Source organism: Paenimyroides marinum (genome assembly GCF_900108395.1).
Classification (GTDB): Bacteria; Bacteroidota; Bacteroidia; order Flavobacteriales; family Flavobacteriaceae; genus Flavobacterium; species Flavobacterium marinum.
In genome coordinates this window covers 71,034-86,700 of sequence record NZ_FNXE01000002.1, presented here as the reverse complement: position 1 = coordinate 86,700, position 15,667 = coordinate 71,034, and the positions used below count along the sequence as shown (strand labels likewise).

Annotated in this window: 17 protein-coding genes and 2 tRNA genes; 8 read left to right on the top strand and 11 right to left on the bottom strand. The window is 33.4% G+C overall.

Translation table 11 applies throughout. The features are described from left to right. Nucleotides 1-61: 61 nt before the first annotated feature. From BLW20_RS01310 to BLW20_RS01295, 3 genes are all read right to left on the bottom strand, one after another. Nucleotides 62-135 (bottom strand) — tRNA-Arg (locus BLW20_RS01310). A 7-nt stretch (nucleotides 136-142) separates the two neighbouring features. Further along, nucleotides 143-216 (bottom strand) — tRNA-Arg (locus BLW20_RS01305). A gap of 662 nt (nucleotides 217-878) precedes the next feature. Beyond that, nucleotides 879-1,298, bottom strand: a complete 420-nt coding sequence (locus BLW20_RS01295; RefSeq protein ID WP_143037711.1) for a DoxX family protein — start codon at nucleotides 1,296-1,298, stop codon at nucleotides 879-881. 89 nt (nucleotides 1,299-1,387) lie between these two features. Here BLW20_RS01295 and BLW20_RS01290 point away from each other — a divergent pair, with 89 nt between their 5' ends. From BLW20_RS01290 to secA, 3 genes are all read left to right on the top strand, one after another. Then, entirely contained in the window at nucleotides 1,388-1,960 is a 573-nt protein-coding gene (locus BLW20_RS01290; protein WP_091095531.1) for a cob(I)yrinic acid a,c-diamide adenosyltransferase, read from the top strand. 112 nt (nucleotides 1,961-2,072) lie between these two features. Beyond that, nucleotides 2,073-2,294, top strand: coding sequence for a DUF2795 domain-containing protein (locus BLW20_RS01285; protein WP_014166495.1), 222 nt, complete (start codon nucleotides 2,073-2,075; stop codon nucleotides 2,292-2,294). Nucleotides 2,295-2,380: 86 nt separating this feature from the next. After that, nucleotides 2,381-5,503: a preprotein translocase subunit SecA gene (secA, locus tag BLW20_RS01280; RefSeq protein ID WP_091095529.1), complete on the top strand. Its 3,123-nt coding sequence runs from the start codon at nucleotides 2,381-2,383 to the stop codon at nucleotides 5,501-5,503. A gap of 185 nt (nucleotides 5,504-5,688) precedes the next feature. Here the strand turns inward: secA and BLW20_RS01275 are convergent, their stop codons facing one another. The 3 genes from BLW20_RS01275 to BLW20_RS01265 all read right to left on the bottom strand — a co-directional run bounded on the left by BLW20_RS01275 (nucleotide 5,689) and on the right by BLW20_RS01265 (nucleotide 8,065). Next, nucleotides 5,689-6,738 carry a hypothetical protein gene (locus tag BLW20_RS01275; RefSeq protein ID WP_091095527.1) on the bottom strand — a complete coding sequence of 350 codons (1,050 nt, stop codon included), beginning with the start codon at nucleotides 6,736-6,738 and terminating at the stop codon, nucleotides 5,689-5,691. A 4-nt stretch (nucleotides 6,739-6,742) separates the two neighbouring features. Beyond that, nucleotides 6,743-6,931, bottom strand: a complete 189-nt coding sequence (locus tag BLW20_RS14815; protein ID WP_091095525.1) for a hypothetical protein — start codon at nucleotides 6,929-6,931, stop codon at nucleotides 6,743-6,745. A 63-nt stretch (nucleotides 6,932-6,994) separates the two neighbouring features. Next, nucleotides 6,995-8,065, bottom strand: coding sequence for a branched-chain amino acid aminotransferase (locus BLW20_RS01265; protein ID WP_091095523.1), 1,071 nt, complete (start codon nucleotides 8,063-8,065; stop codon nucleotides 6,995-6,997). Nucleotides 8,066-8,288: 223 nt separating this feature from the next. On the opposite strand from BLW20_RS01265, the gene BLW20_RS01260 reads away from it, so the two are divergent. Genes BLW20_RS01260 through BLW20_RS01245 form a run of 4 tightly spaced genes read left to right on the top strand, consistent with a single transcriptional unit; the run spans nucleotide 8,289 to nucleotide 10,145 of the window. Continuing rightward, nucleotides 8,289-8,798 carry a DUF4920 domain-containing protein gene (locus BLW20_RS01260; protein WP_091095521.1) on the top strand — a complete coding sequence of 170 codons (510 nt, stop codon included), beginning with the start codon at nucleotides 8,289-8,291 and terminating at the stop codon, nucleotides 8,796-8,798. Continuing rightward, the gene (locus tag BLW20_RS01255) at nucleotides 8,798-9,247 is read left to right on the top strand and encodes a hypothetical protein (RefSeq protein ID WP_091095518.1); all 450 of its coding nucleotides are present in this window, start codon (nucleotides 8,798-8,800) and stop codon (nucleotides 9,245-9,247) included. The genes BLW20_RS01260 and BLW20_RS01255 overlap by 1 nt, the downstream gene beginning before the upstream one ends. Next, the gene (gene mnmD, locus BLW20_RS01250) at nucleotides 9,248-9,904 is read left to right on the top strand and encodes a tRNA (5-methylaminomethyl-2-thiouridine)(34)-methyltransferase MnmC2 (protein WP_091095516.1); all 657 of its coding nucleotides are present in this window, start codon (nucleotides 9,248-9,250) and stop codon (nucleotides 9,902-9,904) included. It begins immediately after the preceding gene. Nucleotides 9,905-9,956: 52 nt separating this feature from the next. After that, nucleotides 9,957-10,145, top strand: a complete 189-nt coding sequence (locus tag BLW20_RS01245; RefSeq protein ID WP_091095514.1) for a hypothetical protein — start codon at nucleotides 9,957-9,959, stop codon at nucleotides 10,143-10,145. A gap of 26 nt (nucleotides 10,146-10,171) precedes the next feature. Here BLW20_RS01245 and BLW20_RS01240 read toward each other — a convergent pair whose 3' ends face one another. Continuing rightward, nucleotides 10,172-11,113 carry a LysR family transcriptional regulator gene (locus BLW20_RS01240; RefSeq protein WP_091095512.1) on the bottom strand — a complete coding sequence of 314 codons (942 nt, stop codon included), beginning with the start codon at nucleotides 11,111-11,113 and terminating at the stop codon, nucleotides 10,172-10,174. 97 nt (nucleotides 11,114-11,210) lie between these two features. On the opposite strand from BLW20_RS01240, the gene BLW20_RS01235 reads away from it, so the two are divergent. After that, nucleotides 11,211-11,681 (top strand): Dps family protein, encoded by a 471-nt coding sequence (locus BLW20_RS01235; protein ID WP_091095650.1) that lies wholly within the window; start codon nucleotides 11,211-11,213, stop codon nucleotides 11,679-11,681. A gap of 40 nt (nucleotides 11,682-11,721) precedes the next feature. Here the strand turns inward: BLW20_RS01235 and dnaN are convergent, their stop codons facing one another. From dnaN to BLW20_RS01215, 4 genes are all read right to left on the bottom strand, one after another. Next, entirely contained in the window at nucleotides 11,722-12,840 is a 1,119-nt protein-coding gene (gene dnaN / locus BLW20_RS01230; RefSeq protein WP_091095510.1) for a DNA polymerase III subunit beta, read from the bottom strand. An 83-nt stretch (nucleotides 12,841-12,923) separates the two neighbouring features. After that, the gene (gene gldG / locus BLW20_RS01225; protein ID WP_091095508.1) at nucleotides 12,924-14,606 is read right to left on the bottom strand and encodes a gliding motility-associated ABC transporter substrate-binding protein GldG; all 1,683 of its coding nucleotides are present in this window, start codon (nucleotides 14,604-14,606) and stop codon (nucleotides 12,924-12,926) included. Continuing rightward, nucleotides 14,606-15,331 (bottom strand): gliding motility-associated ABC transporter permease subunit GldF, encoded by a 726-nt coding sequence (gldF, locus tag BLW20_RS01220; RefSeq protein WP_091095506.1) that lies wholly within the window; start codon nucleotides 15,329-15,331, stop codon nucleotides 14,606-14,608. Before gldF ends, gldG begins: the two co-directional genes overlap by 1 nt. Before the next feature lie 29 nt (nucleotides 15,332-15,360). Continuing rightward, nucleotides 15,361-15,657, bottom strand: coding sequence for a putative quinol monooxygenase (locus BLW20_RS01215; RefSeq protein WP_091095504.1), 297 nt, complete (start codon nucleotides 15,655-15,657; stop codon nucleotides 15,361-15,363). Nucleotides 15,658-15,667 lie beyond the last annotated feature (10 nt).

Below are 15,667 nucleotides of genomic sequence, written 5' to 3'. Positions count from 1 at the left end.
AATTGTGTAAATAATAATTTAGAGAAATAAAAAAAGCAACTCTTTTCGAGTTGCTTTTTTGTGACGATGGCAGGATTCAAACCTGCAACCTTCTGAGCCGTAATCAGATGCGCTATTCAGTTGCGCCACATCGCCAATATAGTGACCTCGACAGGATTCAAACCTGTAACCTTCTGAGCCGTAATCAGATGCGCTATTCAGTTGCGCCACGAGGCCATTGTTGTTTTCAACGGTGCAAATATAGTGCGTTTTGTTTAAAAGCACCAAATATTTTAATGCTTTTTTAATGAAAATTTCATTTGCGGGTTATAAGTAATTTGTTATTAACATCTTGTACTTAAAACAAAAAATTAAACTTGTTTGGTTCTAAAACTTAAAATACCTTTGACAGGTATTTAATTGGTTTATCAAGTGATTTCGTATCTGCAATTTTTAATAAAATCTACCAATCAGCATGGTATTCATTCTCCGTATGTATATAATTACCTTACCAAAGGACTGTATCATCACAAAAAAGAATACCCAACTGCTCCAACAAAATCTATCAGATTACTACTCTCTTCTATTAAATATTTTCAATTTCAAACCGTTTTGTGCTTAAATACAGAAATTAGCACAGTAATCAAAAATCATTTTCAAAATATTTCTTTAAATACGTCTGATAATTATGATCTCATTATAATAGAAAAGCTTAAAAATTGTGAGTCTTATTTAGAACAAATGCACAACGACAGTTTATTGATTATTTTAAACACAAAACATCAAGTCAAAAAAAACGTTTTATATAAAAATCATTTTACGTTGGTAATAGATTTTTACCATACTCTGGTCTTTTCTAAACGAAAAGAACAAAAACCACAAAATTTTTTTATCCGTTATTAATAAAATGATCTTTTACTCATTCGTGCATCGATACTGTTTTCGCCCGGTCCCGCAATAAATAAAAACACAAAACCAATAAGGTATAAAAAGCTCATTTCTGCATCACCTCCAAATAGTTCCCATCCGTGTACGCCCATTGCAACCAGCATGGTCACAATTAAAGGAATCAATGCCAGGCGGGTATATAAGCCAAAAATTAACAGTAAAGAACATATTGTTTCTGCACAAATGGCTAATATTAAAGAAGTATTTGAACCTAATCCCAAGAAATTAAAAAATTCGGTTTTCAGTGTCTCATAATTTATAATTTTCATCCACCCATGGTTGGCTATCATTAATCCGCCTAAACATAAACGCAATAAAAATAACCCAATACCTAATGTTTTAGATGATGTTTCTGTATTATTTATTTTCATAACTTTTTTTACTAATAAACCGTCTAATATAGACAATTATATATAAACGTACAACTAATTTTTTTAATGTATCTTTACGAAAAAAAATTATGAAAGTTTATACAAAAACGGGCGATAAAGGAACAACCGCATTATTTGGCGGCACACGTGTACCAAAATACCATATCAGAATAGAAAGTTACGGTACGGTTGACGAATTAAATTCGTACATTGGATTGATTCGCGATCAGGAAATTTCTTCTGTTTATAAAGACCAATTAATTCAAATTCAGGATAAATTATTCACTTTAGGAGCTATTTTGGCAACCGATCCTGAAAAAGCCATTTTAAAAAATGGCAAAGAACGATTGAATATTCCAAAAATTTCCGAAGAAGACATTACCTTTTTAGAACAGTCTATCGACGAAATGGAAAGCCATCTGCCCCAAATGACTCATTTTGTTTTGCCGGGCGGACATACAACCGTGTCATATTGTCATATTGCACGTTGTGTTTGTCGCAGAGCAGAGCGTTTATCTACGCATTTAAATGACATTGACCCCACAGATGAAATGGTTTTAAAGTATTTAAACCGACTTTCTGACTATTTGTTTGTATTGGCACGAAAGTTGACTTTTGATTTGAAAGCCGACGAGGTAAAATGGATACCTGAAAAACAATAAAAGTATTCTAAAAACAAACGTTCTTTAATTTAGAAATATTTAATAAAAAAAAAATTGATTTTTTCATTTTAAAATTTATTTTTGCACATAATTACTAAAAAATTATCACAAGATGTATTGGACATTAGAATTAGCATCGTATTTAAGTGATGCCCCGTGGCCAGCTACGAAAGACGAGCTTATAGATTATGCTATTAGAACTGGTGCACCTTTAGAAGTTGTAGAAAACTTACAGTCTATTGAAGACGAAGGTGAAATCTACGAATCAATGGAAGAAATTTGGCCAGATTATCCTTCAGATGAAGACTATCTTTGGAACGAGGATGAATATTAAAATACATACAAATAAAAGTCTCGGTAATTAAGAGACTTTTTTTGTAACCCCATATCACTGAATATTAATTTAAAATAAACTTATTTATGAGTATCATAAATAGTATCTTAAAAGCGTTTGTAGGCGATAAGTCACAAAAAGACGTAAAAGCAATACGCCCTATTGTAGATAAAATCAACCAGTATTATTCTTCTTTTGAAGGATTAACAAACGACGAATTAAGAGAAAAAACCATTTCTTTTAAAGAAAGAATCAAACAATCACGTTCTGATCAAGATGCTAAAATAGCTTCGTACCGTGAAGAACTAGAAAAAACAACCGATATTGATAAGCGTGAAACTATTTATGCTTCAATCGACACTTTGGAAAAAGAAGCTTACACGCTGTCTGAGAAAGCTTTAATGGAAATTTTACCAGAGGCGTTCGCTGTTGTGAAAGAAACCGCACGTCGTTTCACAAACAACAACGAATTGGTTGTTACCGCTACAGAACAAGATAAATTGTTTGCTGAAACAAAAGGTCACGTTCGCATTGAAGGCGATAAAGCAATTTGGTCTAACACTTGGGAAGTTGCCGGAAAAATGCTTTCGTGGAACATGGTACATTACGATGTACAAATGATTGGTGGTTCTGTAATTCATCAAGGGAAAATTGCCGAAATGCAAACAGGTGAAGGTAAAACACTGGTATCTACCTCTCCTATTTACCTTAATGCTTTAACCGGTAACGGTGTACATGTGGTAACGGTAAACGATTACCTTGCAAAGCGTGACTGCCAATGGAACGCGCCTTTATTTGAATTCCACGGTTTAACGGTTGATTGTATCGATAACCACCAACCTAACTCACAAGGTCGTCGTGCGGCTTACCAGGCAGATGTCACTTACGGAACCAATAACGAATTTGGTTTTGACTACTTGCGTGATAACATGGCACATACACCTGAAGAACTGGTACAACGCAAACACAACTTTGCTATTGTCGATGAGGTCGATTCAGTATTGGTTGACGATGCCCGTACGCCCCTAATTATTTCAGGTCCGGTTCCAATGGGTGACCGTCATGAATTTTTAGAATTAAAACCTAAAGTAGATCATCTGGTTGCTCAACAACGTCAATTGGCAAACGGATTTTTAACCGAGGCAAAACGTTTACTTAAAGCCGGCGATACCAAACAAGGTGGTTTTAACTTATTACGTGCTTACCGTGCCTTACCGAAAAACAAAGCGTTAATCAAATTTTTGTCAGAAGAAGGTATCAAACAAATTCTTCAAAAAACTGAAAATCATTTTATGCAGGATAATTCCCGCGAAATGAAAAAGGTTGACGAAGGTCTGTTATTTGTTATCAACGAAAAAAACAATCAGGTAGAATTAACCGATAACGGTATTAAAGTACTGTCTCAAGGTATGGATGAACATTTCTTTGTTATGCCTGACATCGGAACTGAAATTGCCAAAATCGAAAAAATGAACATTTCTGCAGAAGAAATGTCAGAGAAAAAAGAAACATTGTTTCAAGATTTCGGTATAAAATCTGAACGTATCCACACCTTAACACAATTGTTAAAAGCGTATGCTCTTTTTGAAAAAGATTCAGAATACGTAGTGGTTGACAATAAAGTAATGATTGTTGACGAACAAACAGGTCGTATTATGGACGGTCGTCGTTATTCAGACGGGTTACATCAGGCAATCGAAGCAAAAGAAAATGTAAAAATTGAAGCAGCAACCCAAACATTTGCTACAATTACATTGCAAAACTATTTCCGTATGTACAGCAAACTGGCTGGTATGACAGGGACAGCAATAACAGAAGCAGGTGAATTTTGGGAGATTTATAAATTAGACGTGGTTGAAATTCCAACCAACCGCCCTGTTGCTCGCGAAGACCGTGAAGATAAAATTTATCGTTCTATTCGTGAAAAATTCAATGCGGTGATCGAAGATGTTGTAGAATTATCAAAAGCGGGGCGTCCGGTTCTGATTGGTACCACATCTGTTGAAAATTCAGAATTATTAAGCCGAATGTTAAAAATGCGCGGTATCAAACACAATGTATTGAATGCCAAATTGCATAAAAAAGAGGCTGAAATTGTTGAAGAAGCAGGTAATTCCGGTATTGTAACCATTGCAACAAACATGGCGGGGCGTGGTACCGATATTAAATTAACTCCTGAAGTTAAAGAAGCCGGTGGTTTGGCAATTATTGGTACAGAACGTCACGATTCTCGTCGTGTTGACCGTCAGTTACGTGGTCGTGCAGGTCGTCAGGGTGATGTGGGATCTTCTCAGTTCTATGTTTCATTAGAAGATAATTTAATGCGTTTGTTTGGATCAGAACGTGTAGCAAAAATTATGGATAGTATGGGGCTGAAAGAAGGTGAAGTAATTCAACACAGCTGGATGACTAAATCTATTGAACGTGCTCAAAAACGTGTAGAAGAAAACAACTTTGGGGTGCGTAAACGTTTGTTAGAATATGACGATGTTATGAATGCACAACGCGAAGTGGTTTACAAACGTCGCCGTCACGCATTACACGGAGATCGCCTAAAAGTAGATATCGCTAACATGATGTTTGATTTATGTGATTATTTAGTGGAAGGAAACAAAGTGGGTAACGACTTTAAAAACTTTGAATACGATTTAATTAAAATCTTTGGAATTGAGTCGCCTTTCACTGCCGAAGAATTCAATAGAATACACGAAAACGAATTAACAGATAAGTTATACGAAGTAGTTTATAAAAAATACCTTGCCAAATGTGACGAAAGTGCCATTGAAGCTTTCAAAGTGATTAAAAATGTTCACGAAAATGGTGGTTATGAGCGAATGGTGGTTCCTTTTACCGATGGAATAAAAACCATTAATGTAGTTACCGATTTGCAGAAAGCTTATGAAAGCGAGGGAAAAACATTGGTTAATGATTTCGAGAAAAACATTGTTCTTTCTATTGTTGATGAAGCCTGGAAAAAGCATTTACGCAAAATGGACGAATTAAAACAATCTGTTCAATTAGCGGTTCATGAACAAAAAGACCCTTTATTGGTTTACAAGTTTGAAGCCTTTGAATTGTTTAAAGATACCATGCAAAGCATTAACAAAGACGTTATTTCGTTCTTAATGAAAGGTGATTTACCAAAACAACCCGAACAAGAACAAAATTCGGCACCTGAAATCAAAACAAACGGTTCATTTACCATTTAATAAATAAAACTCTAACTTAACGGTTAGAGTTTTTTGTTAGACTTCTCAATCAATAGAAAACATCTAAATAATATTTAGAGGTTTTCATTTAAATAGATTTTATTAGGTATTATCTGATTTGTTTATTCTCTTTATGATTTATTCCGTCAAATCTTTTAGAATAAGTATTCTGCATCTCTTAAGAATTATCTCACAACTGACAAAGAATCTGCAGGAGTATCAACAATAGGAATAAATGTTTCGTTTACCGGAATGATAAATTCGGTAATCCATTCATGTGATTTTTGAGTAGTTAAAATAGATGTTTTATAGATAGCAATGGGTTTTAAATCGGTACGTTGGGTTAATTTTTTTGCAACAATTTCCTTTTTTACTTTTTCCCACGCTTTGTCGCTGTGAATATAATCGCCTGTTAATACTGTTTTGTATCCGTGAAAAGCAGGCATTTTTTCACACACAATATCGCTTCCTTCAGCGGTACTGAAAAAGTTTTTTATTGGAATACAAACCGAATACCGCACGTTACCCGAAAGTACATTTATGTTCTCAAAAATAGTGAAAGGTGCCCCATAAGGTTCTAAATCAAAGTTTTTTGAAAAATTATTCATGTGTTCCATACTGTTGAAAATTTTGTCGCCTAAATTCTCAATATCCGATTCTACAGTTTGTTTAATATAAATCATTTCCGGAATACTTGCCAATCCTTCATCTTTAATAGAAAAATTCTTTAAGCTTTCGGTAATATTTCCATCAATTTTTGCCAACCCTTCTTGAAAAGTGGGTGCTATGATGCTTTGTGGTGTTCCCTGAAAGAAAATCTTGAATTTTTCACTAAAAGATAAGCTTCCTTTAACATTCCAGTTTATAGTTGTTTTACCGCTTGATTCATCAAAAAACATTTTAGTGTCGTAATCGTTTCCAGACACGTTTAATTTTAAGAAAACAGTATCGTTCACTATTGTATTTGAAATGAACGCTTCATTTCCATTCCATTCTACCCGTGCATTTTTTCCTTTATAAATAGAATCTAACTTAAAATTCTCGGTGGTGTTGTTCCAAGGATTCCAATCGCCAAAATTCTGCAGATTGTTCACGTATCTAAACAATCTTTGGTCTGATAACTCCGTATCTCTTTTAACGTTTATTTCATATTCACTTTTGCCTGTTGCAATATAAACGGTTAGGAAAACTACAGCAAGTGCAGCAATAATTAAAACATATTTTACTATTTTCATACGTTTAGTTTTTTAGAGTTATTTTGATTACAAAAAGAGTTCCAATGAACAACAAAAAAGCCAGTAAAACCCATAAACTACCTTTGTAATAAACTTTATGCATTTTTAAATCTTTACCATACATGATAATCATTGCGATAACAAAAACAATGATAAATGCTATTGCAAAAATAATTTGATTGGGTGTAAACATAATTTTTTAAGCAAATATAACCAATTTCGGCATAAAAAAAGCTTGCATTATGCAAGCTTTTAATTATAATTTCGTTGTCCAGTTAAACGGATCGTCGCTTAATTTATTCTGTAGCTTTGTCAGTGCTTCTTTAAGCTGTAACGCATACGAATCTTTATCTGACACATCGGGTAACTGGTAATAATCGTCTTTATACGCAAAACCTTCTATTTGGTTGACAACTGCTGCTGTTCCGGCACCAAAAATCTCTTTTAATGTTCCGTTTTTGGCTGCGTTAACAATTGTGTCAACTTGTACAGGTTCAATTTTAATATCGTATCCCAGGTGTTCGCCAAGTGCAATTAAACTTTTACGTGTAACACCGTCTAAAATACGATCTGATGTGGGGGCGGTATATAGTGTATTGTTAATTCTAAAGAACACGTTCATTGTTCCCGATTCTTCTAAATGCGTATGGGTAGAATCTGTCCAGATTACTTGATTAAAACCTGCTTCCTGAGCTAATTTTGTAGGATAAAATTGTGCAGAATAATTTCCTGATGCTTTTGCTGCTCCAATTCCTCCGTTAGCTGCTCTGCTGTAATAATCTGCAATTTGCACTTTGATTTTCCCTGAATAATAAGATTTTGCAGGAGATAAAAGAATACAGAATATAAATTCATTTGACGGGCTTGCAATTACTCCGCTTTCTGTGGCAATCATAAACGGACGGATGTATAATGAGTTCCCTAATCCTTTACGAACCCATGCTTTTTCAACTTTTAGTAATTCTCTTAAACCGCCAATAAATCTGGTTTCATCAATTACAGGCATTGCTAAACGAACCGCCGATTTGTTAAAACGTTCAAAATTTTGATCGGGTCTAAACATCCACACATCATCATTTTCATCTTTATAAGCTTTCATTCCTTCAAAGATAGCCTGTCCGTAATGAAAAACTCTTGCAGAAGGATCTAAAGTAATTGGTGCATAAGGTTTAATTTCTACCGGTCCCCATTCTCCATTTTTATATTCACAAATTAACATGTGATCAGTGAATTTTTCACCAAATTTTACATTTTCAAAATCGAATGTATCAATTTTTGAAACAGCCACTTTTGTTAGCTTTAAATCGTTTAAAATACTTAAATCCATTTTTGATCTTACTCTTTAAAAATTTGTTATGTTGTTTTAAAGTTTACAAATTTAGAAAAAAAAGCTCTTATAAACAGTTATTCTTATGTAATTTACAAAGAAATGTTGCTTTTACTGAAAACCTTCTAATTATATCTTCTTATATCTTCCCAAAGCAATTGAAATAAAGTTGATTACCCTGATTATTACCTAACTATTTTTATATTTGTAAAAAATTTGAATCATGAAAAAATTACTATTAGTTTTTGCAACTACCTCTTTAATCTTTGCGTGTAATAAAAAAGAAAATACTACGGCGACAGCCGATACTACTGAAAATCAGGTAAATTATCAGGTTTTTGGAGATAGTATTTCAGCCGATGGAGCCTTATCAAAAGAAGAAATGTTGGCAAAATACGAAAGCATGAAGCCTGTTGATACGTTAGATGTAAAATTTACATCAGAAATTATTTCAACATGTAAGAAAAAAGGTTGTTGGATGTCTTTAAAATTAGGCAATGAAAAAGAAGCCTTTGTAAAATTTAAAGATTACGCGTTTTTTGTTCCAAAAGAAGGAGCTGAAAATCACACAACAGTTATTGCAGGTAAAGCTTATATTGAAGAAACATCGGTTGACGAATTAAAACATTACGCTAAAGATGCCGGTAAATCTCAAGAGGAAATAGATGCCATTACAGAATCAAAAGTTGAATATCGATTTATGGCAAACGGCGTATTAATTGCAGAAAATTAATGAAAAAAGTAATTGCGGTATTTTGTTCGATTGCCTTTTTTACAAGCTGTCAACAAAAGAACGAGAAAACAGAAACGGTATCTGTAATGGATACCGTTACAAAAACATCGAACTTTCAGATGTACGAAATGTCTGAAATGGCAGCTTTAATGGAACAAATGTACGCTTATAACACCCAGTTAAAAGAACGCATTATTAACAACGAACAATTAGGAGATTATCCTGTGGCTTTTGACAAACTGCATACTGCCATTTTAACCGATGCTTCTGACAGAGATGTTTTTTTTACCCAACAAGCTTTTAAGTTTATTACGGCACAAAAAGCCATTTATGCCGATACTTTACAGGCAAAAGATAATTTTAACAAAATGGTACAGCAGTGTCTGGAATGTCATTCCAAAAAATGTGGCGGTCCTATTCCCAGAATTAAAAGATTATTGATACCATAAATGGATCGGGAAATTATTATAACAAAAGACGGTTCGCATTCGCTGTTTGTAAAAAGCATGGGTGAAACGTTTCATTCTAAGCACGGTGCTGTTCAAGAATCGCTTCATGTATATATAAAGAACGGAATTGATCTTATTAAAAAAGACAGCATAAATGTTTTAGAGTTTGGTTTTGGCACTGGCTTAAATGCCTTGTTAACATTACAGTTTGCTATAGAAAAAAATAAAAAAGTTTATTATGAAACCATTGAAGCCTATCCCTTATCTGAAAAAGAATACAGTCTTTTAAATTATGATGACTTTATAAATTCAGCTGTTTCACTGAATACTTTTCACGAAATTCCTTTTGAAATACCTTCAAATGTAAATGTAAATTTCAGTTTTTTAAAGCATCACACTAAAATTGAAGATTTTACAACTGAAAATCGATTTGATATTGTTTATTTCGATGTTTTTGGATATGATTATCAAAGTGAATTATGGTCGGTTGAAATTTTACAAAAAGCATACGATTTTTTAAACCCAAACGGAATATTTGTTACTTATGCCTGTAAAGGTTTGGTAAACCGCCGCTTAAAAGAAATTGGTTTTGAAGTTCATAAAACACAAGGTCCACCGGGGAAACGCGAAATGGTTGTAGCTGTTAAAAAACTCTAAAAAAATTTTATATCATTTTTGTTTTACTTACTTTTATAAAAAACAAAAAGATATGACAGAACAATTAAATCATACTATCAAAGTCTTGGAAAAGGTTAGTTTTAGTAAAGATTTATTTATAAAGGAAGTAAACAAAGCCATAAATATTTTATTGCCATTTGAAATTGAGCAACTTAAAAAATGGATTGTTGATTTTACTAAAAACAATACAGATTTCAGAGAAGTTTTAACACTTGTATAAAAAATAAAGGATGAAAATTTCATCCTTTATTTTTTTGTTGCTTTTGGACTTACAATGTCCACATCCTGAAAAGCAATGGCACCTTTTATGACTCCCGAAATGGTGTTTTTCAACGCATTAATAATGTGAATTTTTAGTTCGCTTTTCGGGAAAATTAAACTTATTTCGCGAGATGGCTTTGGATTTTGAAATTCAATCAAATACTTTTTATCATTTTCACTTAGTTTTAAAGTGTGCAGATAAGGTAAAAATGTAACTCCCAAACCTTCGTTTGCCAAGCCAATCAATGTTTCAAAACTCCCCGATGTCAGTTCAAACCTACGTGATGGTTCTAACTTAGAGGCTTTACAAATATTTAAAATTCCGTTTGTAAAACAATGTCCGTCTTGCAATAATAAAATATCGTTTAAATTTAAGTCGTCGGGCGTTAATTCCGTTAAATTGTTCCGGTATTTTTCAGGAAAATAACCTACAAAAGGCTCATAATATAACACAATTTCTTTCAATTCAGCTTCGTTTAAAGGAGTTGCCGCAATAGCTGCATCTAATTGTCCCTTTTGTAACCTGTTAATGATTTCATCGGTTGTGTGTTCTTCGATAACTAAATTAATTTTAGGGTATTTCTTTATAAAATTTTTCAGAAACATTGGTAAAAGCGTGGGCATAACCGTGGGAATGATACCTATTTTAAAATCACCACCAATATATCCTTTTTGTTGTTCCACAATATCCTGAATCCTGTCGGCTTCATTTACAATGTTTTTGGCTTGTTCTACGATTTTTTTTCCTACTTCGGTTACCTGAATGGGCTTTTTATTACGATCAAAAATTTTTACTTCAAGCTCTTCTTCCAATTTCTGAATTTGCATACTTAATGTAGGCTGCGTAACAAAACATTTTTCGGCAGCTATAGTAAAGTTTTTAAATTCGGCAACTGCTAACACATAATTCAATTGGGTTATTGTCATGTTCAATGATTTTATCTATTAATGAATTGATAGTATCAATAATATTTATACAAATATCGGTTAATTATTTGTAAATTTGATAATTAATAAAAAAATAATAATTATGAATATCTTAGGCTTACCACAAAAAGAAACTAAAGAAAACATTGAGTTGTTAAATACTTTATTGTCAAATTTCCAGGTTTATTATCAGAATTTACGCGGACTTCACTGGAACATCAGAGGAAAACGTTTTTTTGATTTGCATGTAAAATTTGAAGAATTGTACAATCAGGCACAATTAAGGATTGACGAAATTGCTGAACGTGTTTTAACTTTAGGCGGTGTACCTTTACACACGTTTGAAGATTATTTAAAAAATAATAAATTGGCTATTGCCAAGAACGTATCTACAGACGAGGAAGCTGTAAATGTAATTATTAAATCTCTTTCTGATTTATTGGTTATTGAGCGTGAAATTCTTGACAAATCAGATGAAATTAACGACGAAGGTACCAACTCTATGATGAGTGATTTAATTACCGAACAGGAAAAAGACATCTGGATGATGCAAGCGTTTTTGGGGTAATGTAATAAAAAAAGAGGTTTTAGAAACCTCTTTTTTTATTTTAATTATTCAACATTACCGGCATAACCAGCATGGTAACTGTTTCGCCTTCGTCCAATCCGTCGATTGGTGTTAAAATTCCGGCACGGTTTGGTAACGACATCTCTAATTGAATTTCGTCTGATTGTAAATTAGTCAGCATTTCAGTTAAGAAACGTGAGTTGAATCCAATTTGCATATCATCACCTTTATAATCACACGTTAAACGCTCGTCTGCTTTGTTTGAGTAATCAATGTCTTCTGCAGAAATATTTAATTCTGTTCCTGCAATTTTTAATCTGATTTGATGTGTGGTTTTGTTTGCATAAATCGCCACACGGCGTACCGAGCTTAAAAACTGCGTACGTGAAATAATTAGTTTGTTTGGATTTTCTTTAGGAATTACGGCTTCATAATTAGGGTATTTCCCATCAATCAATCTACAAATTAATGTATAGTTGTCAAAACTAAACATAGCGTTAGAATCGTTGTATTCGATCATTACAGTGGCTTCTGCCGTTGCCAAAATATTTTTCAAGATATTTAAAGGCTTTTTAGGCATGATAAAGTTTGCTTCGGTTGAACTGGTTACATCGGTTCTTGAATATTTTACCAATTTATGTGCATCGGTAGCAACAAAAATTACGCCTGTTGGTGCAAATTGGAAATATACACCCGACATTACCGGACGTAAATCATCGTTCCCTGCCGCAAAAATGGTTTTACTTATTGCCGTAAATAATATCTCTGCTCCTATTTCAGCTTTAGACGGATCTTCCAGTTTTTCAGCTTTAGGAAATTCTTCCCCTGGTAAATAAGCTAAAACATACTTTCCTAAATCAGAGCTAATTTCAATAGTACTGTTGTCTTTAACGGTAAAAGTTAATGGTTGTTCCGGAAATGTTTTTAACGTTTCTAATAACAAACGTGCCGGAACCGCGATTGAACCCTCACTGGTTGACTCTATCTCTAAAGTAGCGGTCATTGTGGTTTCTAAATCTGATGCCGATACTTTTAGCTGATTTTGATCAAGTTCAAATAAGAAATTATCAAGAATGTGTAAGGTGTTGTTACTGTTAATAACGCTTCCCAATACTTGTAATTGTTTTAATAAATACGAGCTCGATACAATAAATTTCATCTGTTTCTCTTATTAATGCCGATTATGGCGGTTTGTACAAATATATTTCTTTTAATGCGAATATAAAACTTTATTTTTCAACACTATTTTGTGTATTTCTTTTTGCGTAAGTAGGTAAAAACAATTCCAAAGAATATCAAAACCAATAAAGGTAACGCAACAATTACCGAACGGATATAGTTGTAATTTGCATATACTTTTTCTTTGTCTAACAAAGGTAATTTCACCTCTTTAGTCCGTAAATTAATCAATCCGTTATCGTCTAACAAGTAATTTACCGCATTAATTAAAAACTCTTTATTGCCATACAACGTATTTGTCCATTTATCATAACCTAATTCCATAGGCTGATAATTCTGATCTAACTGGTTTTTTATTATATCACCGTCTGAAATCACAATCATTTTTGTAGGTTTTCCATCGTTCAGGTAATCATCTGTTTTAAACGGAACGATTCTGTTTTTATAGACCGATGTAAAATGTCCTTCTAACAAAACTGCCAACGGAATGGTTTGTTTGGGTTTTAACTGGTTGGGATCGGTTTTTTCCTGAATGGTTCCCGACAAACTTACCACGCTTGGCGTACCTACTTTTGTTGCATAAGGCGATGAAGCTAACAATACCGTTTTTTTGATGTTATTTTTTAACGTATCAATACTGTTAGCAAAATCAAATTTAACTGCCTCTATGTTTTTTACAATGGGATGATTCGATTCACTGATGACATACGGAGCAAATTTCCAGTTAAATGTTTTATAGACCGTTTCGCTGCCTTGCTGACCAACTGCCAGTTTTATAGGCGAACCTATTTCGTCTTTCACCAAATCAAAGTTGACACGGATACCGTACTTAAACAACATTTCACCTAACTTTTGATCTTTGCCCAAAACCAGCATTTCGCCTGCGGGGTTGTATAAACTATCCATATCTGCCTGCACCTGATCCAGCATCCAAAGTGATTTTCCTCCGTTCATTACAAACTGATCTAAAACCTGAATCTGCTTTTCGTCAAACGGTTTGGTTGGTTTTGCAATGATTGCTAAATCATATCCCTGTAATTCTTTTAAGGTTTTTTGCGGATTTACAGCAACGCTGTCTAACGTAAAAGGTGCAATGAAATAACTGTCTTTCAAGGCACGAAGAAAGTCGGCAATATACACATCATCTGGTTCGCCAATACCTTTAATAATGGCAATTTTTTTTGATTTTTCTGTCGTTACTTTTACAATTGCTTCGGTAATGGCGTATTCTAAATGCTGTACAGATGATGTAATTTTATCTTCGGTAGAAGCTGCCATAGCGTTTTTCAACAACTGAATTTTAGCATTTTTATCGCCTTGAGTAGCAACTGCCCACGGAAAAACCATTTCCTGCGATTGCTTGCCTTTGTCGTTTACCGAAATATTTATGGGTTTCATTCCATTGGCAAAAAGCTGTTCAGCCATTTGCACTGCCACATTTTCATCTGCCAACGGATCTATAAAGATAAAGTTAATGTTGCTGTTATAGGCATTAAATTCTTCTAATAACTGTTTACTTTCTGTTTGGAGTTTTCTTATTTCGGCAGGAAAATTTCCCTCTAAATAAACTTCAATAAATACAGGTTCATCAACCTTACCGACTATAGCTTTGGTAGTTTCTGATAAGGTATAACGCTTATCTGAAGTTAAATCGAACCGGTGAAAAAAGTAATTTCCAACGATATTAAGCACAATTAATCCTATAACAATACCTAAAAACGATTTTATATTCTTCTGCTTTTTCATTATTTGCGTACGTTTTTAAGGTTAAATACGGTGGCTGTTAAAAAGAATAATGTTACCGATACAAAATAAATCAAATCGCGGGTATCAATCACTCCACGACTCATACTTTTAAAATGATAACTCATTCCGATTTTTTCAATGATGGTTGCCGATGTTTTGATTAATTCTGCCAACTGGTCAAATCCTACATACAAAACAAAACAAATAATCACTGCTAAAATAAATGCTATAATTTGATTATCTGACAGTGACGAACAAAAAATTCCTACACTGGTATAGGCTGCAATTAAAAACAACAACCCCAGATAAGAACCTGTAGTGCTGCCTAAATCCATATTTCCTGCAGGCATTCCGTACGGATTTAAAATAACAATGTATAAAACTGTTGGTAAAATTGCCAGAAGAACCAATAAAAAGGATCCTAAAAATTTTCCGGTTACAATTTGGTTTAAACTCAATGGTTTGGTTACCAACAATTCAATGGTCCCTTGTTTGCGTTCGTCTGAAATAGTTTTCATTGTAACGGCAGGTATCAGCAACAATAAAACCAATGGTGCCAGTTGAAAAAAGGGTGTTAAATCGTTGTATCCGCTTTGTAAAATGTTGTATTGCCCATCTACAATCCAAAGGAAAATACCGTTTAAAATTAAAAACACAGCAATGACTAAGTAGCCTGTTAAAGAACCAAAAAACGATTTTATTTCGCGTAATAATATTGCTTTCATTTAATTTTGTTTATTTTTTTTGATTAATATTACCCTAAAGTAACCAGTTTGTCAACGCTCCACGCTTCGGGTTTGTCGTTAAAAAGTGTTTTAGTAAATGTCCATACTTCTTTGAAAAGGTCTGAATGGCGGTAGTTTTCCAAATCAGTTTCATCATTCCAGACAGAATACGTAAAAATAATTCCCGGATTTGATTTATCCTGATACACTTCTAAAAAGTTATTACCCGGATAGTTCCGTATTTGTTCTTTTACACTGTGAAAATGTTCTAAAAATACAGGAATTTTATCCTGATGAAAACTCATTTTAACTATTCTTACAAACATACATATTTTA

Excerpts from the sequence above, each read along its gene's own strand:
- BLW20_RS01295 (WP_143037711.1), bottom strand. The coding sequence starts at position 1,298 with ATGAAAATAAATAATACAGAAACATCATCTAAAACATTAGGTATTGGG.
- BLW20_RS01290 (WP_091095531.1), top strand. The coding sequence starts at position 1,388 with ATGAAAGTTTATACAAAAACGGGCGATAAAGGAACAACCGCATTATTT.
- BLW20_RS01285 (WP_014166495.1), top strand. The coding sequence starts at position 2,073 with ATGTATTGGACATTAGAATTAGCATCGTATTTAAGTGATGCCCCGTGG.
- secA (WP_091095529.1), top strand. The coding sequence starts at position 2,381 with ATGAGTATCATAAATAGTATCTTAAAAGCGTTTGTAGGCGATAAGTCA.
- BLW20_RS01275 (WP_091095527.1), bottom strand. The coding sequence starts at position 6,738 with ATGAAAATAGTAAAATATGTTTTAATTATTGCTGCACTTGCTGTAGTT.
- BLW20_RS14815 (WP_091095525.1), bottom strand. The coding sequence starts at position 6,931 with ATGTTTACACCCAATCAAATTATTTTTGCAATAGCATTTATCATTGTT.
- BLW20_RS01265 (WP_091095523.1), bottom strand. The coding sequence starts at position 8,065 with ATGGATTTAAGTATTTTAAACGATTTAAAGCTAACAAAAGTGGCTGTT.
- BLW20_RS01260 (WP_091095521.1), top strand. The coding sequence starts at position 8,289 with ATGAAAAAATTACTATTAGTTTTTGCAACTACCTCTTTAATCTTTGCG.
- BLW20_RS01255 (WP_091095518.1), top strand. The coding sequence starts at position 8,798 with ATGAAAAAAGTAATTGCGGTATTTTGTTCGATTGCCTTTTTTACAAGC.
- mnmD (WP_091095516.1), top strand. The coding sequence starts at position 9,248 with ATGGATCGGGAAATTATTATAACAAAAGACGGTTCGCATTCGCTGTTT.
- BLW20_RS01245 (WP_091095514.1), top strand. The coding sequence starts at position 9,957 with ATGACAGAACAATTAAATCATACTATCAAAGTCTTGGAAAAGGTTAGT.
- BLW20_RS01240 (WP_091095512.1), bottom strand. The coding sequence starts at position 11,113 with ATGACAATAACCCAATTGAATTATGTGTTAGCAGTTGCCGAATTTAAA.
- dnaN (WP_091095510.1), bottom strand. The coding sequence starts at position 12,840 with ATGAAATTTATTGTATCGAGCTCGTATTTATTAAAACAATTACAAGTA.
- gldG (WP_091095508.1), bottom strand. The coding sequence starts at position 14,606 with ATGAAAAAGCAGAAGAATATAAAATCGTTTTTAGGTATTGTTATAGGA.
- gldF (WP_091095506.1), bottom strand. The coding sequence starts at position 15,331 with ATGAAAGCAATATTATTACGCGAAATAAAATCGTTTTTTGGTTCTTTA.
- BLW20_RS01215 (WP_091095504.1), bottom strand. The coding sequence starts at position 15,657 with ATGTTTGTAAGAATAGTTAAAATGAGTTTTCATCAGGATAAAATTCCT.